The organism is Streptomyces sp. NRRL S-1813, assembly GCF_000719605.1.
In the GTDB taxonomy this organism is placed as follows: domain Bacteria; phylum Actinomycetota; class Actinomycetes; order Streptomycetales; family Streptomycetaceae; genus Streptomyces; species Streptomyces decoyicus.
In genome coordinates this window covers 121075-140289 of record NZ_JOHB01000012.1, presented here as the reverse complement: position 1 = coordinate 140289, position 19215 = coordinate 121075, and the positions used below count along the sequence as shown (strand labels likewise).

Here is a 19215-nt window from a genome sequence, read left to right as displayed (position 1 = left end):
CTGTACGCTGAGAGCCTGCCGTCGGCCCGGGGGTCCGGCGCCAGGACACGAGGTCACAGGCTCGAACACAGCTCTCAGCAGGTGTGCCGTCAGCAGAAGCAGGGAAGAGCCGCATCATCGGATGCGTCGGGTGTGGGGGCGGTAGTGGCAGACGGCTTTGACTTCAGTCCCGGGGCGCAGGTCCCGCTCTCGGGGAGCGCCGGGCAGACGGCGGCGACCCAGGCGCTGGCCTCGGCCGCCTACCGGGACAGCCCGCTCGCCGACATCTCCAAGGCGGACTCCGACTCCGGCAAGTCCGCCATCAAGAAGCCCAAGCTGTCGCTGTTCGCGCCCAATCTCGGCGAGGCCTTCTCGCGCGCCGTGCAGGTGCGGATGCTCGGCGGCGGCCGCGCCGCGCTCATCCAGTCCTTCGGGACCGAGCCGCAGACCATCGTCGAGCACTGTCTGTCCGCCACCCGCGTCCGCAAGCAGCGGGATGCCAAGCTGACGCTGCTGATGGTGCTGTTCGGGGTGCTGTTCCTGCCCGGTGTGCTGGTGTGGCTGGGCGTCTTCCAGCTGCGCAAGATGCTCTCCAAGGACGGTGCGGGCAGCGGTCTCTCGCTGATCGGCGGGGTGCTGCTGACGCTGCTGGCGGGCGTCGGCCTGTTCTTCATGATCAAGCTGCCGCTCAACGGCTTCTGGCCGATGTACGCCCGTGCCGCGGTCGTCGTCCCGGTGGTCGGCTGGTGGCTGGCCAAACAGATCTGCGAGAAGACCGCGGTGGCCATGCGGGAGTCCTGGAAGGGGCTGCTCGAGGGCGGCGGCGTGGCCGCGAAGATCCCCGAGGCGGTGCCCCAGGACCCGAACCAGATCGCCGCCGAGACCCTCCGGCAGAATCTCGCCAAAATCTCCGCCGAGCAGAGCAGCAACGTCGTCTTCTACGCCGGCCCCAAGGGCATACTCGGCATGGGTACGCGCTGGGGCAGCTGGCAGCTCGCCGAGGAGCTCACGCCGGCGCAGGCAGGCAGCGAGATCCACCCGTTCCGCAGCTGGGACGTCATCCGGGCGATCCACGACAAGCTGCGGCTGCTGGAGCGCAGCCCGCTGCACACCGGCGGATTCCCCACTCCGTCCGTCCGCCACTGGATCGTCTCGCCGGTCGGCGAGAAGGCCGCCGCCGTCACCCGCCCCGAGGGCACCCATGTGGAGACGTTCCAGATCCGTGGCCACGAGATAGAGCGGATCTGCAACGAGCAGCAGTTCGGCAGCGGCAACCGCCACTACCTCGGCGTCCAGTTCGTCCTGTGGGACGGCCAGTTGGTGATCACCCTGATGATCACCGTCACGGTGCTGCACGAGACCCTGCGCATCGAGGTGACCGGCCATGCCCTCGGCCCGGTCAACGGCCTGTTCACGACCAAGCCGGAGCCCAAGACCAAGGAGGTCTCCAAGGTCGTCAAGTTCTGGGAGACCAAGACCCAGCACCTCCCGCTCATCGAGCCGCAGGAGGTGGTCCGGCTCGCCGCGCGCGCCCCGCTGACCTGGTTCCCGCCGGTCCTGGACTTCCTCGGCGGCAAGCTGACCCTCCCCGAGCCGTTCGGCCTGCGGCACGTCTGGGCCGACAAGCCCTGGCGCCACCGCTTCATGGCCGATGACGCGCTGCGCGCCGCGACCCCGGTGCTGCGCACGGTCCACGCCGCCGCGATGAGCGTCCTCAAGGAGAACGGCGTGGACACCGAGCGCTTCACCAACCGCTCCCTGGTGCTCAGCGGCATGATCCAGGGCGTGGAGCCGCAGAAGGCCGACGAGTACAACGCCTAGGACTCGCCTGGGCCGCGCGGGCTAGCGGAAGATGCCCGTGTGCCCCAGGGAGTACCGCCCGGGCTGCGGGTAGACCGCCAGCCCGTGCGGACCCTGGCCGACGGGGATCTTGGCCAGAGTTTTGCCGGTACGGGCGTCCAGCGCATAGACCTCGGAGTTGTAGCGGCCGGACAGCCACAGGACCTTGCCGTCGGTGGACAGGCCGCCCATGTCGGGGCTGCCGCCGCCGCGGATGCGCCACTTGCCCACGAGCGAGCCGGTCTTGAAGTCCAGCCGGGAGATGGAGCCCTCGCCGCGGTTGGAGACGTACATATAGCGCGAGTCGCGGCTGACGTAGAGGCCGTGGGCCCCCTTGCCGGTCGGCATGAGCCTGGGCCGGGAGAAGGTGTCGCCGTTGAGGACCCAGATGCCGTCGGCCATCATGTCGGCGACGTACCAGGTCCTGCCGTCCGGGGAGATCTTCACGTCCTGCGGCATCGCCCCCTCGAACGGCAGCTTCTCCTGGCCGATGACCTTCATCTTCTCGGTGTCGACCTTGAGCAGTTCACCGGAGAACTCGCAGGAGACGATGAAGTACCGCCCGTCCGGCGAGAAGTCGGCATGGTTGACGCCCGCGCAGCCGACCGGCAGCGTCTTGCGGACCTCCATGGTGTGCGGGTCGCGGAAGACCAGCTGACGGTCCATCGAGGCCATCACGATGGCGTACTTCCCGTTGGGCGTGAAGTAGAGGTTGTACGGGTCGTGGACCTTGACGGGCTTGCCGGCCTTGCCGGTCGCGGGGTCGATGGGTGTGAGGTCGTGCCCCCGGTTGTTGTTGACCCAGAGCGTCTTCAGGTCCCAGGACGGCACGACGTGCTGCGGCTGCACCCCCACCGGAATGGTCTCGATGACCTTGTAGGTCTTCGGGTCGATGACCGTGACCGTGTCGGAGCCGGTGTTGGGGACATAGATCCGCGAGGGGAAGTCCTTGACCTGCGGCGCCAGCCTGCCCGGCCGGTCCGCCGCGTAGAGGTCGTGCTCGTCCAGCAGCGGCGGCATCCCCGGCAGGCCCGACTTGGCGGCCTCGGCCGGCGCGCGTTCGACCGGCCGCGGGCTGTGCGCGGCCGGTTTGCTCTCGCCGCCGCCGCAGCCCGCCGCCACCAGCGCGCAGGCCACGGCGAGCAGCGCGGCCCGGTGGCGCGCGCGCAGGCTTGGACGGTCGTGGGTACGGTTCCGGTCAGCCATCAGGTCACTAGCTCCGTTGTCGTCACCGCGCGCAGACCGCGTCGGCGGAGGCCGTCGAGGATCGGGGGCAGCGCGGCCACCGTGCCGGCGTGCCCGAGGTGGAGGCTCACGACCGAGCCCGGCTCGACGGCGTCCAGGACCGTGCGCTGGACGGCCGGGGCGCCGGGGTCGTTCGCGTCGAGGGAGTCCACGCCGTAGGACAGGACATGCGGATAGCCGGCCTTGCGGGCCAGCCCGGCCACCAGGTCCGTGGCCCGCCGGGCCTGCGAGGGACGGAACCAGCTGCCGATGGTGCCGGTGAGGGCGCGCAGCCGGTCGGCGCACTGGCTGATCTCGGCGTATGCCTCGGCGGCCGGCAGGGCGCAGATATTGCGGTGGTGCATGGTGTGATTGCCCAGCTCATGGCCGCCGTCGAGGATCCGGCGGGCCATCGCGGGCTGCTCGTCGAGCCAGTCGCCGATGGCGAGCACGGTGACCTTGGCTCCGGCCCGCTCGGCCTCGCCGAGCAGGGCGGTCGCCATCTTGGGGTCGCCCCTGCCGTGGAAGGTCAGCGCGACCGCCCGGCCGTTCCGCGGCCCGTGCGCGATCTGTACGGGCAGGCCGGGCACCCTGGTCGGCGGACGGGCGGCGCGGGCCCGGGCGGGCGGGGCATGGCCCGCCCGGGAGGGGCTCGGCCCGCCGGCGGACCGTACGACGCCGGAGTCCACGTCCCGGTGGGGGTCGCAGCCCGACGCCAGCGCCCCGGCGGCCGCGGCCCAGGCGGCCGCGCGCAGCACGGAGCGGCGATCTAGGGAAGTCACCATCCCATTAGAGAGGCAACTAATCCCAATTAGAGCGATCTGTCTGATTCGCCCTGGTGCGTGTCGCCTCGGAACCCGGTCCCGGGCGAGGGCGGCAGGCGCCCTACGCGGGCCAGGCGTCGGCGAGCATCGCCCGCGTGTCGGCGAGGAGTTGGGGCAGCACCTTGGTGTGACCGACCACCGGCATGAAGTTGGTGTCACCGCCCCAGCGGGGGACGACATGCTGGTGGAGATGGGCCGCGATCCCGGCGCCGGCGACGGTGCCCTGGTTCATCCCGATGTTGAAGCCGTGCGCCCCGGACGCGGTGCGCAGCGCGGTCATCGCATGCTTCGTCAGCTCGGCCAGCTCCGCGGTCTCCGGCCCGTCCAGCTCGGTGTAGTCGGCGACATGGCGGAACGGGACGATCATGAGGTGACCGCCGTTGTACGGGTACAGATTGAGCACCGCGTAGACGTACTCGCCGCGCGCGATCACGAGGCCGTCCTCGTCCGACTTCGCGGGGATCGCGCAGAACGGACAGCCGTCGCCGGCCCCCGGGCCGGTCGGCTTGTTCTCCCCCTGGATGTAAGCCATCCGGTGGGGCGTCCACAGGCGCTGGAAGGCGTCCTGCGTCCCGACTCCGATCTGCTGCTCCGGCTCGCTTGTCATACGGGCCAGCATATGGCTTCGCCCGTTGGCGCCGTGTCGTTGGGGCGTATACCGCGACCCGCTCCGCGATGCTGAGCCGGTGGACAGGGAACAGCGACTGTGGGACTGGGAGGAGACCGCCCAGCCGTATCTCCTTGGCGCCTCGCTCCTCTTCCTCACCTCCTACGCGGTCCGGGTCCTGATCCCCGGCCTCTCCCCCGGCTGGCAGGTCTGGTGGGAGCTGGTCACCCTCGTCAGCTGGAGCTTCTTCGTCGTCGAATATCTGGCGCGGCTGGCGTTCAGCAACGACCGGCGGCACTTCCTCCGCACCCGCTGGCTGGATCTGATCGTGACCGTGCTGCCCCTGCTGCGGCCGCTGCGGCTCATCGACATGCACGAGCGGATGCAGCGGCGCAGGGACCATCCACGGCTCGTCCTCGAAGCGCGGGTGATGGCGTACACCGGGCTCACCTCGCTGCTGCTGGGCTTCGCCGCCAGCCTGGCGGTCTACCACGACGAACGGTCCGCTCCGGGCGCCAACATCCACACCTTCGGTGACGCGGTGTGGTGGGCCAGTTCGACCCTGACGACGACGGGGTACGGCGACGCCACCCCCGTCACCCCGCGCGGCCGGGTGATCGCCGTGGGGCTGATGTTCGCCGGGGTGGCCCTGGTGGGAGCGGTGGTGGGCTCCTTCTCCTCCTACCTGCTGCGCCGCTTCCGGCAGGAGGGCGAGAAATGACAAGGCCCCGGAGAGCGGGTTCGCTCTCCGGGGCCTCGGACTCAAACGGGCGTCACACCTGGACGCGGCGCTCCACGACGTCGAGGATCTCGGCGATCGCCTCGGCGCGCGGGATGCCGTTCTTCTGCGACCCGTCGCGGTAGCGGAAGGAGACCGCGCCGTTGGCCACGTCCTCGTCACCGGCGATGATCATGAACGGGACCTTGGCCTTCTGGGCGTTCCTGATCTTCTTCTGCATCCGGTCCGAGGAGGAGTCCACCTCGATCCGCAGCCCCTTGGCCTTCGCCTCGGCCGCGAACTCCTGGAGGTAGGGGACATGCGCGTCACCGATCGGGATCCCGGTCGCCTGGACCGGCGCCAGCCACGCCGGGAACGCTCCCGCGTAGTGCTCCAGCAGCACCGCGAAGAACCGCTCGATCGAGCCGAACAGCGCGCGGTGGATCATGACCGGACGCTGCTTGGAACCGTCCGCCGAGGTGTACTCGAGGTCGAACCGCTCCGGCAGGTTGAAGTCCAGCTGGATGGTCGACATCTGCCAGGTACGGCCGATGGCGTCCTTGGTCTGCACGGAGATCTTAGGCCCGTAGAACGCGGCGCCGCCCGGGTCAGGGACCAGCGGCAGCCCCTGCTTCTCGGCCACCTTCCGCAGCGTCTCGGTGGCCTCCTCCCAGGTGTCGTCCGAGCCGACGAACTTCTCCGGGTCCTTGGTGGACAGCTCCAGGTAGAAGTCGGTCAGACCGTAGTCGCGCAGCAGGTCGAGCACGAAGGTGAGCGTGGCGTCCAGCTCGTCCGCCATCTGCTCCTTGGTGCAGTAGATGTGCGCATCGTCCTGGGTGAAGCCGCGGGCGCGGGTCAGTCCGTGCACGACACCGGACTTCTCGTACCGGTACACGGTCCCGAACTCGAAGAGGCGCAGCGGCAGTTCACGGTACGAGCGGCCGCGCGCATCGAAGATCAGGTTGTGCATCGGGCAGTTCATGGGCTTGAGGTAGTAGTCCACGCCCTCGTCGAGCTGCATGGGCGGGTACATGCCGTCGGCGTACCAGTCCAGGTGGCCCGACTTCTCGAACAGCTTCCCCTTGGTGGCGTGGGGGGTGTAGACGAACTCGTAGCCCGACTCCTCATGGCGCCGGCGGGAGTAGTCCTCCATGACCCGGCGGATGATGCCGCCCCTGGGGTGGAAGACCGCCAGCCCCGAACCGATGTCCTCGGGAACGGAGAACAGATCCAGCTCGGCACCGAGCTTGCGGTGGTCGCGCTTCTCGGCCTCGGCGAGGAACTCCAGATGCGCCTTGAGCTCGTCCTTGGTGGGCCAGGCGGTGCCGTAGATCCGCTGGAGCTGCTTGTTCTTCTCGCTGCCGCGCCAGTAGGCGGCGGCCGAGCGCATCAGCTTGAACGCGGGGATGGCGCGGGTGCTGGGGAGGTGCGGACCGCGGCACAGGTCCTTCCAGCACAGCTCGCCGGTCTTGGCGTCGAGGTTGTCGTAGATGGTCAGCTCACCGGCGCCGACCTCGGCGGACGCACCCTCGGCGGCGTCCGCGGCGGAGCCCTTGAGCCCGATCAGCTCGAGCTTGTACGGCTCGTCGGCCAGCTCCTCGCGGGCGGCGTCGTCGGCGACCGCACGGCGCGCGAACTTCTGGCCCCGCTTCTGGATCTCCTGCATCTTCTTCTCGATGCGCTTGAGATCGTCGGGGTGGAACGGGGTCTCGACGTCGAAGTCGTAGTAGAAGCCGTCCTTGATCGGCGGGCCGATGCCGAGCTTCGCCTCCGGGAACAGCTCCTGCACGGCCTGCGCCATCACATGCGCGGTGGAGTGCCGGAGGATGTTCAGCCCGTCCTCGGAGGTGATCTCGACGGGCTCGACCGCGTCACCGTCCGCGACCTCGTACGCCAGGTCCTTCAGCTCTCCGGCCACCCGCGCGGCCACGACACTGCGCTCGCCCTGGAAGAGGTCGGCGGCCGTAGTCCCCGTGGTCACCACGCGTTCTTCCCGCTCGGAATCGCGTTGGACGGTCACACGGACGTCTGACACCGGTCTCTCCTGACTCATGTCTCTTCACGTCAGCGATTGCTGCGCAGCCGAATCGTACCGAGCCACCCGACCTGACCGCGAAACGGTTTCACCACCCCCGGCTCACAGCCGCTATTCCTCCGCCCCGCAGGCCTCCTCGAAGAAGTCGAGATTCTCCTGGAGCGACTTCAGCAGCCGGTCCCGCTCCGCCTCGTCGACCTGTACGGGCGTGACATCGCGGCCGCCGGTGATCCGGCGGAACCCGCCCCGGCTCTCCAGCCGCCCGCTCACCCGGACCGGCAGTCCCACCAGGTGCGCATGCGCGGCGATGCGGTAGTCCTCCTCCCCCAGCGCGACCCGTACCTGCACCACGTCCGCGCCGGTGATCACCCGCAGCCGCACCGTGCCGGGCCCGCCCGGCCGCTCCCTGCGCAGCCGTATCACCGCGCCGGTCACCCGGACCGGCAGCGAGGGCTCGTCCCGGACATAGCGCTGGGCGGCCTGCTGCAACGCGGGCAGATCGCCGGCCGAGAACTCGACCGGTTCGGGACGGGCCGGGCAGCCGGCCGGGGCGCCGGACCCCGGCGACCACTCGACCGCGATCCGCACCCCTTCCGCGTCCCGCACCAGCGCGATCAGCGCCTGGACCAGCTCATGGCAGACCCCCAGCTCGACGGCCGCGTCGAAGGCCTCCATACCGCCGGTGGCCCGCTGGTAGTCGGTGGCGTCGCGGGCCGCGTGCAATGCCTGCTGAAGCCCGGCGACCGCACCGCGCCCGCCGCGCACCGGGACGAACGCGGTCAGCCGGCGCCCGGCCGCCGCCGGGCCGACCAGCACCTCGGCCATGAACCCCTCGGCCTGCCGTTTGTGCCGGGCGCCGTAATAACCGGCCCGGCCGTACGTCCCCAGCGCCCCGGCGATCAGCATCGAGCGGGCCGCGCCGCGCAGCTGCTCCTGCGCGACCCAGTACGCGGCCCCCGAGCCGCCGTCGGGCACCTCGCGCTCCCAGCGCACCTCGTCGCTGGGCACCGCCAGCCCCACCAGCACCTCGCGGGCGGAGGACGAGGAGCTCTGCGCCAACGCCGCCAGCGCCTCCGCGAGCAGCTCCCCGCTGTCGGGGAAGCGGCGGTCGTGCGGCACCAGCAGGCTGGTGCCGCCGGCGCCGCCGGGCGGTGTCCACCGGGCATAGTGGCCCGCGGCCCCGCCCCGGCGCCGCCAGCCGTGCCGGGCCAGCAGCGCGCTGAGCACCGCCGGATCGAGCCGCGCGGGATCCAGGAGCCGCGCGTCATAATCGTCGGTCGGCCGGTACATCAGGGTCTCCCTCCCGCCCCGACCCGCGTCATGATCTCGCAGAGCGCTCGGTCGTCGAAGATCCGCGCGGTCGGGATCCGCACGGTGGTCCTGCGCCGGCCGGTCACCGGATGGCCGGCCAGATTGATCCAGTAGCAGCAGTGCCGCAGTGCGAGACGGTCGTGGGAGGCCCGCAGCCAGTCCTCCTGGGTCCGCGGGACCAGCATCACGACCAGGATCTTGTGTACCGATACGGGCGTACGGGCCAGCTTCACCAGGTGGTCGTTGTCGAGCGTGAAGGCGAAAGTCGGCCCCGGCGGGCGGGGGGCGGTCTGGTAGGTGCACTTGAGCTGCACCTTGATGGTCACTTCGTCGTCGACGGTGTGGCCGGGCGCGCCATGGCTGACGTGCCAGTCGATTCCGTTGTCCGGGAAGGGCTGCGCCAGCGAACATCCGGAGGCGGCGGCGACCGCGTGCAGATAGCCCACCTGGAGGGTCTCCATGCAAGCAGTGGTGGCGAGTCCGCCGCGCTGCGGTGTGGTCAGCTGGGGCAGCAGCCCGCCCGGTTCGGGCTGCGCGAGCGTCATCGCGGGGATGCCTTCCGGGCTGTGCCGATCGATGCGTGTGGATGACGGGGAGAAGGCGGAGCGTTTTGGCCCGTCCCTCTGGTTGTCTCCGCGTCAAGTGGTCGGCAAACAAAGACGGTTCGAGCACCGGCCGAGTCGGGTATCACCAGCTCGGGTGGCGTGCACGTCATCCCCCCGTACGAGCGCGAGGAGTTGGGATGATGCCGTGCTGGTATGACGGACCGCTTGCCGCCTTCGACACCGAGACCACGGGCATCGACGTCGAGCGCGACCGCATCGTCTCCGCCGCCCTGGTGGTCCAGGAGACGCCGCGCTCCGCACCCCGGGTCACCCGTTGGCTGATCAACCCGGGCGTCGAGATACCCGAGGCCGCGACGGCGGTGCACGGCCTGACGGCCGACCATCTCGCGCTGCACGGCCGCTGGCCCGCGCCGGTGCTGGAGGAGGTCGCGCGCGCCCTGGCCGCCCAGTCGGTGGCCGGCCGGCCGCTGGTCGTGATGAACGCGCCGTTCGATCTGACGCTCCTGGAGCGCGAGTTGAAGCGGCATCGCGCCAGCTCGCTCGGCACCTATCTGGGCGGCCATCCGCTGCACGTCCTCGATCCCCGCGTCCTCGACAAGCACCTGGACCGCTACCGCAAGGGCCGCCGTACGCTCACCGATCTGTGTGCCCATTACGAGGTCGAGCTGGACGACGCCCATGAGGCGGCCGCCGACGCGCTCGCCGCGCTGCGCGTCGTCCGGGCCCTGGGGCAGCGCTTCGCCGAACGCCTGGAGGGGCTGCATCCGCCGGAGCTGCACACCCGCCAGGCGGTCTGGTACGCGGCCCAGGCCCGCGGGCTCCAGGCGTGGTTCGCCCGCAGCGGCAATCCGGAGGTCGTCGATCCGCATTGGCCGCTGCGCCCCGAACTCCCCGCCGCGGCCTGATCACCCATCAGCAATTCCGGTCCGGGGCGGCAAAGGCACCGGACGGACCGGACGGAATTCCCGGTTCCGTGTTCTTCCGAGTTCTCCCAACAAAAAGAACCGGGCCGCTTTTTGGCGGCCCGGTTCCTGATCCCGGTGGGCGATACTGGGTTCGAACCAGTGACCTCTTCGGTGTGAACGAAGCGCTCTCCCACTGAGCTAATCGCCCGGGTGTCGGCGAGGTTTCCCTCGCGAACGACCTGAACAATACAGGCAGCCCGTGCCTTCCATCAAATTCCTGTTCCGCCGTGGTCCCGGATCCCCGCGCAGGGGCGGCCCGGGTACTCATCCGCGGGCCAGCCAGGCGGCGAGACCGCGGCGCCCGGACCGCATCATCAGCGCGTGATTGGCGAGGAACACCGGCCGCCCCAGCAGCGCGAGCCGCCGCAGCAGCGGCTTGCAGACCTCCACGTCCTGCTCGAAGACGGCACGGGTGCCGCCGGCACCGGGCACCACGGTCCAGCGCGCCCAGCCCGCCAGATCACCGCGCATCCCGATCTCCAGCACCCCCGCGCCCGGGTCCCGCAGACGCTCGGTCGCCACCACGGTCAGGTCGTACGGCAGCAGCGAACGGAAGCGGGCGGTGCCGCTGCGGTCGTCGAGCAGGTTGACCTCGCGCACCTGCGGCCACCACCGGGGGTACGCCTCGGCGCGTTCGAGGACGGCGTAGACGACGGTCGGCGGGGCATCGAGCAGCCAGACGCTGCGGAAGCGGTAGCGGTTCAGTCGGCGTGACCAGTCGGGCATGATGCCAGTGTGCGCCCCACGGCGGTGCGGACACCCAACAACAGCGACGGCCCGGAGACTTGAAGTCTCCGGGCCGTCGTCCGGGGTGGGCGATACTGGGTTCGAACCAGTGACCTCTTCGGTGTGAACGAAGCGCTCTCCCACTGAGCTAATCGCCCGGGCGCACCGCCAACATTACCCCACGTCGGCGGGCACTTCTGACCATGGCGGTGTCACTCGGAGACGTTCCACGGCATCGCGAAGCCGAACTTCCAGACATAGACCGCGAGCGCCGCGGCGATGATCACCAGGCCGATGGCGGTGAGGATGATGTTGCGTCGCCGCACCTTGGGGTCGAGCGCCTTCTGAGCCGCCTCCGTGACCTTTCGCTTGGTCCAGCGCAGCACCAGCTGGGCCCAGACGAATTCCGTCGCCCAGATCGCCATACCGCCGAAGATCACCAGCCAGCCCGGCCCCGGCAGCGGCAGCATGATCACGCCGGCCACCACGACCGCGAGACCGACGACGAAGACTCCGACCTGCCAGCTCACGTGGAGCGGCCGGGAGCGCTTGATGAAGTGCGGCGCTCGCGAGCCGAGCGGCTGCTCGGCCGGAGCGGCGTCCTCCTCCACCGTTCCCGGCCCCCCGTTACTCTGCGTATTCATACTCACAAACTTACCGGACGGGATGAGTCCGCGGAATTACCGCCGAGGACGATCTCGCAATCCGCCGGAAGAGGTACCTGAAGCCACACAAAACCGTCAGAGGGGTTTACAACGGCACCGTAGGTGGCATGTCGATTTCGCCGACGTGCGAATCCCCGAGCGCACACTGAGCGAAAGGCCCTGGCGCTTATGAACACCACGGTCAGCTGCGAGCTGCACCTGCGCCTCGTTGTGTCGAGCGAGTCCTCACTGCCTGTACCCGCGGGCCTGCGGTATGACACGGCCGATCCTTATGCCGTGCATGCCACCTTCCATACCGGAGCCGAGGAGACCGTGGAGTGGGTTTTTGCCCGCGACCTCCTCGCCGAGGGCCTGCACCGGCCCACGGGCACCGGAGACGTCCGTGTATGGCCGTCCCGGAGCCACGGACAGGGCGTTGTCTGCATCGCCCTGAGCTCGCCGGAAGGCGAAGCCCTGCTCGAGGCGCCCGCACGGGCCCTCGAGTCGTTCCTCAAAAGGACCGATGCCGCCGTGCCACCCGGTACGGAGCACCGGCATTTCGATCTCGACACCGAGCTCTCCCACATCCTTGCGGAGAGCTGAGACGCAGCACGGTTACCGAAAGCACCCACCCGCTCACACTTGCGTCCGTCCGACTCGGGGAGACGGCGCAGGACCGACAAGTTCATACGGCACACTTCGGCGTCGTCGCCGCGGACCCACCGCGGAGTCGGCGCTGAAGCTTGTTCGAAGCGCTAGAGTCGGCGACCATTCGGCAACGACACCGGGGGCGGTACCCGTCCGGCCCCACCCTGCCAGGGAGCGGAACCGTGATGATCAGCCATGACACCCGGTGCGCGCTGGACGCGGTCGTCGATCTGCTGAACACCGCTCCGGAAGGCGAAGCGCCCGGAGCGCCGGACAGCCTGACCGGCCTCGCGGCCCTCGAGGAGTTCGTACAGCGCAACGACGTCAGCGATGTGGGCGCGCTCGGCGCGGGCGACCTGGCGGCCGTACGGTCCGTCCGCGCGCGGTTCGCGAAGATCTTCGCGGCCGAGGACGACCGCACCGCGGCCGAACAGCTGAACTCGCTGGTCGCCTCGGCGGGCACCACACCGCAGCTGACCGATCACGACGGGTACGACTGGCACGTCCACTACTTCGCGCCGGGTGCGTCGGTCGCCGAGCATCTGGCCGCGGACGGCGGGATGGCGCTGGCCTTCATCCTCGTCGCCGGGGAACGCGAGCGGCTGCGGCACTGCGAGGCGCCGGACTGCCGGCACGCCTTCGTCGACCTCTCCCGTAATCGCTCCCGGCGCTACTGCGACAGCCGCACCTGCGGAAACCGGCTGCATGTCGCGGCCTACCGGGCACGGCGGCGGGAGGCCGCGGCCGGCTGAGTGCCTGGCGGGCCCCACGACGGGGCCCGGGGCGGCGGCGCATACCGGCCTCACAGGAGGAAGAGGTCGTGCACTGCTCCGAGAAGGAGCAGAAAGCCGATGACGGCGAGGAAGAGCATCAGCGGCGGCTGGGACAGCGCGAACAGGCAACCGCGCGGTTCGGGGGACGGGGCGTCGTCTTGGGCGAGGGCGCACTCATCGTTCATCTCGGGCGCATCATGACGCAGATGATCGTCCCAATGCGCCCGATAAGCGGCTCAGCAGCGGTAGTTCATCAGATCCCGTGCTTTTTCAGGATCGCTTCGATGTCCGAGAAGTCATCCTTGGGTGCACCGCCCTTGCCCTGAGCGGCCTTCCCCTTGGCGGCCGGCTGCGCGACGCCCCGGCCGGCACCGAGGGAGGGCACGGAGGCGGCCGGAGCCACCGCGTCGGACCGGTCGGCCGCCGCGGCCTTGCGCTCCTTGCGGTTGCCGATCCCGCCCCTGCGGCGCTCCACTCCCCTGCTGATCATGAACAGCAGGGCGGAGAGCGCGAGCACGCCGAAGCCGGCCCAGACCGTGGGCTTGAAGACGATGTTGGTGACCCAGTCGATGACGCCCGTCATCACCAGGCCGATGGGGATCAGAGAGAAAGCGGCGATGCGGGTCGCGGCCAGGAACCGCTTGCGGTATGCCGTCAGCGCGGCGATGCCCAGGCCCGCTGCCGACACCGCGGCACAGACGGTCGAGGTCAGCATCCGGTCCTCCTGCCGGTGAAAGGCGAGCAGGCGTTCTGCTCCCTTCCATCCTGCCTTGTCCGGACGCATGAGGGCCATGTTCCGGAGCGGGCTCAGGGACATCTCGGGGTAGCGCTCCTCCCCAGGTCCCGGTTCGGGCACCGGGCCGGGGGTACCACCCGGGCGTCAGCCGGGGAAAGGCTGGAAGACTGACTGCCATGAACGACGCCACCACCTCCGCCGCCCCTCCCGTCCGCCCCGTGCTGGACGTGTGGTGCGAACTCCAGTGCCCGGACTGCCATGCCGCCCTGGAGGACCTGCGGGCACTGCGGGCGCAATACGGCGACCGGCTGGACATCCGCCTGCGCCACTTCCCCCTCCCCAAGCACAAGCACGCCTACGTCGCCGCCCAGGCCGCCGAGGAGGCCATCGAGCAGGGCCAGGGCTGGCCGTACATCGAGGCGGTGCTGGCACGGACCGAGGAGCTCGGCGCGCGCGGTGAGAAGCTGCTGCTGGAGGTCGCCGCAGAGCTGGGGCTGGACGCCGAGGAGCTGGACACCGCGCTGATCGACGGGCGGCATCTGCTGATCGTCGACGCGGACCAGGCCGAGGGCAAGGCGATCGGGGTGACCGGGACGCCGACGTATGTGATCGGCGGCGAGCGGCTGGACGGCGGCAAGAGCCAGGAGGGGCTGCGCGCCCGTATCGAGGAGATCACCGACCGGCTGCTGGCCGGGCAGGGCTGAGCCGGCCTCACGGGCGCCGTCCGGGCTCCCTCACAGGATCGGCTTCCACAGCAGGTATCCGGTGGGCCGGTAGCCCAGCGAGCTGTAGAGGCCGAGTGCCGGCGCGTTGTCCGCGTAGACGTTCAGCCCCAGGGTGGCGTGGCCGGCGGCGAGACTTTCGCGCTCGGCGACCAGCATCAGGGAGCGGCCGTGGCCCTGCCCACGGTGTGCGGGCGCGACCTGGATGTCGACGACATAGCCGCCCGGCACGTCCGGCATCCGCAGGGCGACCCAGATGCTGCCGACGTCCGCACCGCGGTGCGTCAGGACGCGCAGCGCCTGGTCGGGCGTGTCCACGCCGTCCGGCAGCAGGGCGCGATGGCCCGCGGCCGAGGTCTCCTCGGCACGTGCACGGGGCATCCCCTGGCCCAGCTGCGTACGGACGTGCTCGGCGAGCGCGGCCTCCCGCCAGGCCGGGTACTCCGCCTCGCTGAGCGCACGGTCGCCGCTGTCCTCGGGCAGCGGAGGCGGTCCGTCGAGGGTTTTGCTCATCGTGCGGCTGCGCTCGGTGTAGCCCAGCGCAGCCGCGAGCCGCCCGGCGGCCTCCGCACCGGCCGGGACGGTCACCTCGATCTGCCGGCAGCCCCAGCCGCGCAGCACTTCCTCGGCGGCGAGGGCGGCGACCGTGGCGCGGCCGCGGTGCCGGTCCGGCGCCTCGATGGCCAGCTCCGCGATCCGGCCCGCCGTCGGGCCGAACCGGGCGTCCGTCGTCAGCCGGATCCCGCCGACCCGGCGGCTGTTGACGCAGATGTCGTACGGACGGGCCCGGCGCCCGTCGTCGTGCCGTTCTTCCGGTCCCGCGGGGCGCAGCGTTGTGGTCACGAGGACTTTCTACTCGCCCGTGCGCGGGCCCGTCATCACCGCGGGTCGAAGTCGGCGGCGGACTGCTCCTCGAAGATCCGCATGGCTTCCGCCGTCACCGGGCCCGGGACGTCGGCGAGTTGGCGGCGGTCGATCCGCGTCACGGCCTGGACGTCGCGCAGGGTGGAGGTCAGGAAGATCTCCTCGGCCCGCTCCAGGGCGTCCAGCGGCAGATCGGTCTCCTTGGCGCCGGCCCAGCTGATCGTCAGGGCGCGGGTGATGCCCGCCAGGCAGCCGGAGTGCAGCGGCGGGGTGTGCAGTTCGCCGTCCAGGACGACGAAGACATTGGAGCCGGTGCCTTCGCAGAGCGCGCCGACGGTGTTGGCGAACAGCGCCTCGGAGGCGTCCCGTTCACGTGCCCGGGCCAGGGCGACGACGTTCTCGCCGTACGAGGTGGTCTTCAGGCCGGTGAGCGCACCGCGTTCGTTACGGGTCCACGGGACGGTGACGGCGGCGGTGGTGTCGGGGCGGCGCGTGGTCTCGGAGAGCGCGATGACCAGCGTGGGGCCGGCGTCGCCGCGGTCCGAGCCGAGCGGTGAGACGCCGCCGGTGTAGGTGAGGCGAAGCCGCCCGAGGGCCATCGGGTTGGCCGCCATGACCGCCTCACAGCCGCGCCGTACCTCGTCGAGATCGGGATCGGGCAGCCCCAGCCCGCGGGCGGAGGTGGTCAGCCGCTCCAGATGGCGGGTGAGGGCGAAGGCGCGGCCGTGCTCGGCCTTGATGGTCTCGAAGACTCCGTCGCCGACCGTCAGCCCGTGGTCGAAGACCGAGACCCGGGCTCCCTCGGCGTCCTGTAGCCCTCCGTTGAGCCAGATCTTCATCGCTTTCCTCCACTCGCCTCGTGCAGGCCCGACGCTACCGCGAGCAGCCTGCGCGCCTTCAACTCGGTCTCGGCCCACTCCCGCTCCGGATCGGAGTCCCAGATGATCCCGGCGCCGGCGCCGAAGCGGAGCACCGGGCCGCCGGGCGGAGTGCGGTCGATCCAGAACGTACGGATGCCGACCGCGAGCTCGCCGGTGCGGCGGTCCGCGTCGACCCAGCCGATGCCTCCGCAATACGGACCGCGGGGCGCGGTCTCCAGCTCGTCGATGATCCGCAGCGCGCTGGACTTGGGGGCGCCGGTGACCGACCCGGGCGGGAAGGTGGCGCCCAGCAGATCCGCCCAGGCGGTCTTCTCGTTCGCCCCGTCCAGTTCACCGCGCACCGTGGACACGAGGTGGACCAGGCCGGGGTGCTCCTCGACGGCGCACAGTGCGGGGACGGTGACGGAGCCGGTGGCGCAGACCCGGCCGAGATCGTTGCGGACCAGGTCCACGATCATCACGTTCTCCGCCCGGTCCTTCGCCGAGAGGTCCGCCGCGGTCCGGCCGGTGCCCTTGATGGGACCGGAGGCGACGATGCGGTCGTCGCGCCGCAGATACAGCTCCGGGGAGGCACTGGCGATCTCGATGCCATGACCGGGCAGCCGGATCGTCCCTGCATACGGCGCCGGGTTACCGCGGGCCAGCACCGCGGACAGCGCGTCCACGTCGGCACGGCCGGGGTCCGGCAGCGGCGCGGTCAGCACCCGGCAGAGGTTCACCTGGTAGACGTCGCCGGCCGCGATGTGTTCACGGATCCGCCGCACGCCGCCGGTATAGGCGTCGCGGTCCAGGGAGCTGGTCCAGGCGCCGGGTACGGGGCCGCGCCAGCCGTCGGGGGCGGGACCGTCCGCCGCGGTGGCCGGCCGTACGTCGCCGAAGCGGGCGCAGACCACCGCCCCCTCGAAGTCGGCGGCCACGGCCCACCAGCCCGTGGAGTCCAGAGCCGCGGGATCGCTGGTCACATCCAGCAGGTCGGTGGCTATCAGGCCGCCGAAGCGTGCCATCGGAGCGAAGTCGTGCACGTCAGCGAGTCTATGGCGGCGGCCCCGACCCTGCCTGTGCCGAGCGAGCAGCGCAGCACGCTGCACAAACGCGTTTTTGTACTGGCCCCGGAATCCGCTAGAGTTCAACACGTCGCCGGGACACGCAAGCGCCCCGGAGGCCGAGTAGCTCCCGGACGTAGTCTGGGAGAGACATCTGCGGACGTAGCTCAGTTGGTAGAGCACCACCTTGCCAAGGTGGATGTCGCGAGTTCGAGTCTCGTCGTCCGCTCGATGTGGGGGATCTTCCCGAACCCCCTCACTCCTGGTGGAGTGGCCGAGAGGCGAGGCAACGGCCTGCAAAGCCGTCTACACGGGTTCAAATCCCGTCTCCACCTCCAAGGACGATTAGCTCAGCGGGAGAGCGCTTCCCTGACACGGAAGAGGTCACTGGTTCAATCCCAGTATCGTCCACTGGCCCGGGTTCACCCGGGTCCCCGCGCGATTAGCTCAGCGGGAGAGCGCTTCCCTGACACGGAAGAGGTCACTGGTTCAATCCCAGTATCGCGCACGCAGCTGCGGATCTTCACGATCCGTGGTCCCGAGGACGATTAGCTCAGCGGGAGAGCGCTTCCCTGACACGGAAGAGGTCACTGGTTCAATCCCAGTATCGTCCACATCTGAACCCGAGGGCCGGAGCATTTCGCTCCGGCCCTCGGTCGTTGTTCAGGACGCGTGTGTTCAGGACGCGGTCGTCGCTCAGGACGAGAAGAGCATGTGGCCGAAGCTGCGGTGGTGGCCGTGGTGTCCATGGTGGCCGTGGTGGCCCTGATGTGGGGCGCCCCACGCGGGGGCGGCCGGGTAGGCCTGCGGGGCGGGCGGCGGCGGGGCCTGCTGGGACCACTGTGACTCGAGACGGGTCAGCGCCTCCAGCTCCCCGTAGTCCAGGAAGATCCCCCGGCAGCCGGCGCACTGCTCTATCTGCACGCCGTTGCGCTGGTACGTCTGCATCGGCGCATGACACTTGGGGCACTGCATCGTCGGCTCAACTCCTGTCATCCGGCACTGCTCACTGCGTTGCCGCCGGAACGGCCTCCCGGCGGCGGGGTGTTCACCCTACGTCCGGGCCGGCGGGCGCCAACTGGTCCGGCAGGGAAGTCATCCGGGCACAGGCATCGACCACCGCGGTCTCGATCTCGTCCAGGGCGCGGGTGGCGGTGGCGGCCTTGGCGACGGCGAGCGCGGCGGTCTGCACGGTCAGGGCGCGCGCCGGAACCTCCAGGTCGGGCCAGGGGTCGCCGGCCGGCCGTACGGCGGGGCCGCCGGCGGCGCGGTAGGCGGCGAGGAAGCGCGTCCACAGGTCCGGTGCGAGCAGGCCGGTGGCGAACCAGGCGGCGGGGCGGGCCAGGTCCCAGGCGCCGTCGCCGGTGCCGAGGTCGTCGATGTCGATGAGGAGCCAGGGACCGTCGGTGGCCGGGTGGCGGACGAGCTGGCCCAGATGCAGATCGCCGTGGCAGAGGGTGCCGGCGCGCGGCGGCGGGCCGGCGTCCCGGGCCCACGGCGGCAGCAGGGCCCAGGCACGTTCGACGGCCGCGGCGGCCGCGGGCAGCGATCCGGCGCCGGGCCGGGGTGCGGACGGCGGGCCGCCGGCCGGGGCCAGGGCGCCGCGCAGGCGGGCCAGGGCGCGGGCGGCCTTGGCGGGGCCACGCATCGGCGGTACGGGGCCGGGAAGTTGACGCGGGTCGACGCGGTGCAGACGGGCCAGCAGGCGGGCGGCGTCCGCCCAGGGCGCGGCGTCGGGGTCGTCGGGCGGGACCGGGCTGCCGTACGGCCAGCGGGAGAGGGCGCGGCCGTCCTCGGTGAGGGTGAGGAAGCCGTCGGGGGCGGTGACCGGGAGCGGGGGCAGCAGGATGCCGTGCAGGAGGGGGTGGGCGGCGATCCGCAGCCGGGCCGCCAGGTCGTGCGGGTCGTCGTCGGGGGCGTGTGCCTTGGCGACCGTACGGCCGCTGCGGAGGACCGTGCCGTCGGGGCGGTCGGCGAGCACCTCGGGGGCGGCGGCCGGTGTGCCTTCCCGGGCCGCCGACGCGGACAGGGCGGCCAGGCACACGAGCAGTGAGGTGGTCATCGTTCCCCCGAGTCCTGCGCGGCCGAGGCGCCGTGGGTGGCGGTACGA

21 protein-coding genes and 7 tRNA genes are annotated in these 19215 nt (G+C 70.8%); 11 read left to right on the top strand and 17 right to left on the bottom strand.

The window, feature by feature from the left end:
- Positions 1 to 144 precede the first annotated feature (144 nt).
- Positions 145 to 1800 (top strand): hypothetical protein, encoded by a 1656-nt coding sequence (locus IF67_RS0119230; protein WP_030987245.1) that lies wholly within the window; start codon positions 145 to 147, stop codon positions 1798 to 1800.
- A gap of 21 nt (positions 1801 to 1821) precedes the next feature.
- Here the strand turns inward: IF67_RS0119230 and IF67_RS0119225 are convergent, their stop codons facing one another.
- From IF67_RS0119225 to IF67_RS0119215, 3 genes are all read right to left on the bottom strand, one after another.
- Positions 1822 to 3024 carry a YncE family protein gene (locus IF67_RS0119225; protein ID WP_030987243.1) on the bottom strand — a complete coding sequence of 401 codons (1203 nt, stop codon included), beginning with the start codon at positions 3022 to 3024 and terminating at the stop codon, positions 1822 to 1824.
- The gene (locus IF67_RS0119220) at positions 3024 to 3800 is read right to left on the bottom strand and encodes a polysaccharide deacetylase family protein (protein ID WP_030987241.1); all 777 of its coding nucleotides are present in this window, start codon (positions 3798 to 3800) and stop codon (positions 3024 to 3026) included. The genes IF67_RS0119225 and IF67_RS0119220 overlap by 1 nt, the downstream gene beginning before the upstream one ends.
- A 127-nt stretch (positions 3801 to 3927) precedes the next feature.
- The gene (locus IF67_RS0119215; RefSeq protein ID WP_030987239.1) at positions 3928 to 4485 is read right to left on the bottom strand and encodes an HIT family protein; all 558 of its coding nucleotides are present in this window, start codon (positions 4483 to 4485) and stop codon (positions 3928 to 3930) included.
- Positions 4486 to 4552: 67 nt separating this feature from the next.
- On the opposite strand from IF67_RS0119215, the gene IF67_RS0119210 reads away from it, so the two are divergent.
- Positions 4553 to 5194 (top strand): potassium channel family protein, encoded by a 642-nt coding sequence (locus IF67_RS0119210; RefSeq protein WP_030987237.1) that lies wholly within the window; start codon positions 4553 to 4555, stop codon positions 5192 to 5194.
- Positions 5195 to 5246: 52 nt separating this feature from the next.
- Here IF67_RS0119210 and thrS read toward each other — a convergent pair whose 3' ends face one another.
- The 3 genes from thrS to IF67_RS0119195 all read right to left on the bottom strand — a co-directional run bounded on the left by thrS (position 5247) and on the right by IF67_RS0119195 (position 9082).
- The gene (thrS, locus tag IF67_RS0119205; RefSeq protein WP_030987235.1) at positions 5247 to 7226 is read right to left on the bottom strand and encodes a threonine--tRNA ligase; all 1980 of its coding nucleotides are present in this window, start codon (positions 7224 to 7226) and stop codon (positions 5247 to 5249) included.
- Between the two features lie 111 nt (positions 7227 to 7337).
- Complete coding sequence (locus IF67_RS0119200) at positions 7338 to 8516, bottom strand: hypothetical protein (protein WP_030987233.1); 1179 nt, start codon at positions 8514 to 8516, stop codon at positions 7338 to 7340.
- Positions 8516 to 9082, bottom strand: a complete 567-nt coding sequence (locus IF67_RS0119195) for a DUF4365 domain-containing protein (protein ID WP_030987231.1) — start codon at positions 9080 to 9082, stop codon at positions 8516 to 8518. Before IF67_RS0119195 ends, IF67_RS0119200 begins: the two co-directional genes overlap by 1 nt.
- Positions 9083 to 9282: 200 nt before the next feature.
- Between IF67_RS0119195 and IF67_RS0119190 the strand changes: the two genes are divergently transcribed.
- Positions 9283 to 10008: an exonuclease domain-containing protein gene (locus tag IF67_RS0119190; protein ID WP_030987230.1), complete on the top strand. Its 726-nt coding sequence runs from the start codon at positions 9283 to 9285 to the stop codon at positions 10006 to 10008.
- A 136-nt stretch (positions 10009 to 10144) separates the two neighbouring features.
- Here the strand turns inward: IF67_RS0119190 and IF67_RS0119185 are convergent.
- From IF67_RS0119185 to IF67_RS0119170, 4 genes are all read right to left on the bottom strand, one after another.
- A tRNA-Val gene (locus IF67_RS0119185) sits at positions 10145 to 10216 on the bottom strand.
- A 116-nt stretch (positions 10217 to 10332) separates the two neighbouring features.
- Positions 10333 to 10794 carry an SRPBCC family protein gene (locus IF67_RS0119180; protein ID WP_030987228.1) on the bottom strand — a complete coding sequence of 154 codons (462 nt, stop codon included), beginning with the start codon at positions 10792 to 10794 and terminating at the stop codon, positions 10333 to 10335.
- Between the two features lie 86 nt (positions 10795 to 10880).
- A tRNA-Val gene (locus IF67_RS0119175) sits at positions 10881 to 10952 on the bottom strand.
- A gap of 54 nt (positions 10953 to 11006) precedes the next feature.
- Complete coding sequence (locus IF67_RS0119170; RefSeq protein ID WP_030987226.1) at positions 11007 to 11438, bottom strand: TIGR02611 family protein; 432 nt, start codon at positions 11436 to 11438, stop codon at positions 11007 to 11009.
- A 189-nt stretch (positions 11439 to 11627) separates the two neighbouring features.
- Here IF67_RS0119170 and IF67_RS0119165 point away from each other — a divergent pair, with 189 nt between their 5' ends.
- Complete coding sequence (locus IF67_RS0119165; protein ID WP_003959770.1) at positions 11628 to 12041, top strand: SsgA family sporulation/cell division regulator; 414 nt, start codon at positions 11628 to 11630, stop codon at positions 12039 to 12041.
- Between the two features lie 227 nt (positions 12042 to 12268).
- Positions 12269 to 12838: a CGNR zinc finger domain-containing protein gene (locus tag IF67_RS0119160; protein WP_030987224.1), complete on the top strand. Its 570-nt coding sequence runs from the start codon at positions 12269 to 12271 to the stop codon at positions 12836 to 12838.
- Positions 12839 to 12888: 50 nt separating this feature from the next.
- Here the strand turns inward: IF67_RS0119160 and IF67_RS44280 are convergent, their stop codons facing one another.
- Positions 12889 to 13044: a hypothetical protein gene (locus IF67_RS44280; RefSeq protein WP_018087659.1), complete on the bottom strand. Its 156-nt coding sequence runs from the start codon at positions 13042 to 13044 to the stop codon at positions 12889 to 12891.
- Positions 13045 to 13112: 68 nt separating this feature from the next.
- The gene (locus IF67_RS0119150; RefSeq protein ID WP_030987223.1) at positions 13113 to 13574 is read right to left on the bottom strand and encodes a hypothetical protein; all 462 of its coding nucleotides are present in this window, start codon (positions 13572 to 13574) and stop codon (positions 13113 to 13115) included.
- Positions 13575 to 13771: 197 nt separating this feature from the next.
- Here IF67_RS0119150 and IF67_RS0119145 point away from each other — a divergent pair, with 197 nt between their 5' ends.
- Positions 13772 to 14299: a DsbA family protein gene (locus tag IF67_RS0119145; RefSeq protein WP_030987221.1), complete on the top strand. Its 528-nt coding sequence runs from the start codon at positions 13772 to 13774 to the stop codon at positions 14297 to 14299.
- A gap of 30 nt (positions 14300 to 14329) precedes the next feature.
- Here the strand turns inward: IF67_RS0119145 and IF67_RS0119140 are convergent, their stop codons facing one another.
- The 3 genes from IF67_RS0119140 to IF67_RS0119130 are packed head-to-tail and all read right to left on the bottom strand — an operon-like array spanning position 14330 to position 17084.
- Positions 14330 to 15160, bottom strand: coding sequence for a GNAT family N-acetyltransferase (locus IF67_RS0119140; protein WP_030987218.1), 831 nt, complete (start codon positions 15158 to 15160; stop codon positions 14330 to 14332).
- Between the two features lie 35 nt (positions 15161 to 15195).
- Positions 15196 to 16020, bottom strand: a complete 825-nt coding sequence (locus IF67_RS0119135) for an aminotransferase class IV (RefSeq protein ID WP_030987216.1) — start codon at positions 16018 to 16020, stop codon at positions 15196 to 15198.
- A complete protein-coding gene (locus tag IF67_RS0119130; protein ID WP_030987214.1) occupies positions 16017 to 17084 on the bottom strand; it encodes a chorismate-binding protein in 1068 nt (355 codons plus the stop codon). Before IF67_RS0119130 ends, IF67_RS0119135 begins: the two co-directional genes overlap by 4 nt.
- 177 nt (positions 17085 to 17261) lie before the next feature.
- Here IF67_RS0119130 and IF67_RS0119125 point away from each other — a divergent pair.
- The 5 genes from IF67_RS0119125 (at position 17262) to IF67_RS0119105 (ending at position 17719) form a co-directional block, all read left to right on the top strand.
- Positions 17262 to 17334: transfer RNA gene (locus IF67_RS0119125), tRNA-Gly, on the top strand.
- Positions 17335 to 17369: 35 nt separating this feature from the next.
- Positions 17370 to 17443, top strand: a tRNA-Cys gene (locus tag IF67_RS0119120).
- A gap of 1 nt (position 17444) precedes the next feature.
- Positions 17445 to 17516: transfer RNA gene (locus IF67_RS0119115), tRNA-Val, on the top strand.
- A 25-nt stretch (positions 17517 to 17541) separates the two neighbouring features.
- Positions 17542 to 17613, top strand: a tRNA-Val gene (locus IF67_RS0119110).
- A 34-nt stretch (positions 17614 to 17647) separates the two neighbouring features.
- Positions 17648 to 17719, top strand: a tRNA-Val gene (locus IF67_RS0119105).
- An 82-nt stretch (positions 17720 to 17801) separates the two neighbouring features.
- On the opposite strand, the gene IF67_RS0119100 is transcribed toward IF67_RS0119105, so the two are convergent.
- Both IF67_RS0119100 and IF67_RS0119095 read right to left on the bottom strand, forming a co-directional pair.
- The gene (locus tag IF67_RS0119100; protein ID WP_030987212.1) at positions 17802 to 18080 is read right to left on the bottom strand and encodes a zf-TFIIB domain-containing protein; all 279 of its coding nucleotides are present in this window, start codon (positions 18078 to 18080) and stop codon (positions 17802 to 17804) included.
- Positions 18081 to 18153: 73 nt separating this feature from the next.
- Positions 18154 to 19167: a phosphotransferase gene (locus tag IF67_RS0119095; RefSeq protein ID WP_030987209.1), complete on the bottom strand. Its 1014-nt coding sequence runs from the start codon at positions 19165 to 19167 to the stop codon at positions 18154 to 18156.
- Positions 19168 to 19215 lie beyond the last annotated feature (48 nt).

Excerpts from the sequence above, each read along its gene's own strand:
- IF67_RS0119225 (WP_030987243.1), bottom strand. The coding sequence starts at position 3,024 with ATGGCTGACCGGAACCGTACCCACGACCGTCCAAGCCTGCGCGCGCGC.
- IF67_RS0119215 (WP_030987239.1), bottom strand. The coding sequence starts at position 4,485 with ATGCTGGCCCGTATGACAAGCGAGCCGGAGCAGCAGATCGGAGTCGGG.
- IF67_RS0119200 (WP_030987233.1), bottom strand. The coding sequence starts at position 8,516 with ATGTACCGGCCGACCGACGATTATGACGCGCGGCTCCTGGATCCCGCG.
- IF67_RS0119195 (WP_030987231.1), bottom strand. The coding sequence starts at position 9,082 with ATGACGCTCGCGCAGCCCGAACCGGGCGGGCTGCTGCCCCAGCTGACC.
- IF67_RS0119190 (WP_030987230.1), top strand. The coding sequence starts at position 9,283 with ATGCCGTGCTGGTATGACGGACCGCTTGCCGCCTTCGACACCGAGACC.
- IF67_RS0119180 (WP_030987228.1), bottom strand. The coding sequence starts at position 10,794 with ATGCCCGACTGGTCACGCCGACTGAACCGCTACCGCTTCCGCAGCGTC.
- IF67_RS0119170 (WP_030987226.1), bottom strand. The coding sequence starts at position 11,438 with ATGAATACGCAGAGTAACGGGGGGCCGGGAACGGTGGAGGAGGACGCC.
- IF67_RS0119165 (WP_003959770.1), top strand. The coding sequence starts at position 11,628 with ATGAACACCACGGTCAGCTGCGAGCTGCACCTGCGCCTCGTTGTGTCG.
- IF67_RS44280 (WP_018087659.1), bottom strand. The coding sequence starts at position 13,044 with ATGAACGATGAGTGCGCCCTCGCCCAAGACGACGCCCCGTCCCCCGAA.
- IF67_RS0119150 (WP_030987223.1), bottom strand. The coding sequence starts at position 13,574 with ATGCTGACCTCGACCGTCTGTGCCGCGGTGTCGGCAGCGGGCCTGGGC.
- IF67_RS0119145 (WP_030987221.1), top strand. The coding sequence starts at position 13,772 with ATGAACGACGCCACCACCTCCGCCGCCCCTCCCGTCCGCCCCGTGCTG.
- IF67_RS0119135 (WP_030987216.1), bottom strand. The coding sequence starts at position 16,020 with ATGAAGATCTGGCTCAACGGAGGGCTACAGGACGCCGAGGGAGCCCGG.
- IF67_RS0119100 (WP_030987212.1), bottom strand. The coding sequence starts at position 18,080 with ATGCAGTGCCCCAAGTGTCATGCGCCGATGCAGACGTACCAGCGCAAC.
- IF67_RS0119095 (WP_030987209.1), bottom strand. The coding sequence starts at position 19,167 with ATGACCACCTCACTGCTCGTGTGCCTGGCCGCCCTGTCCGCGTCGGCG.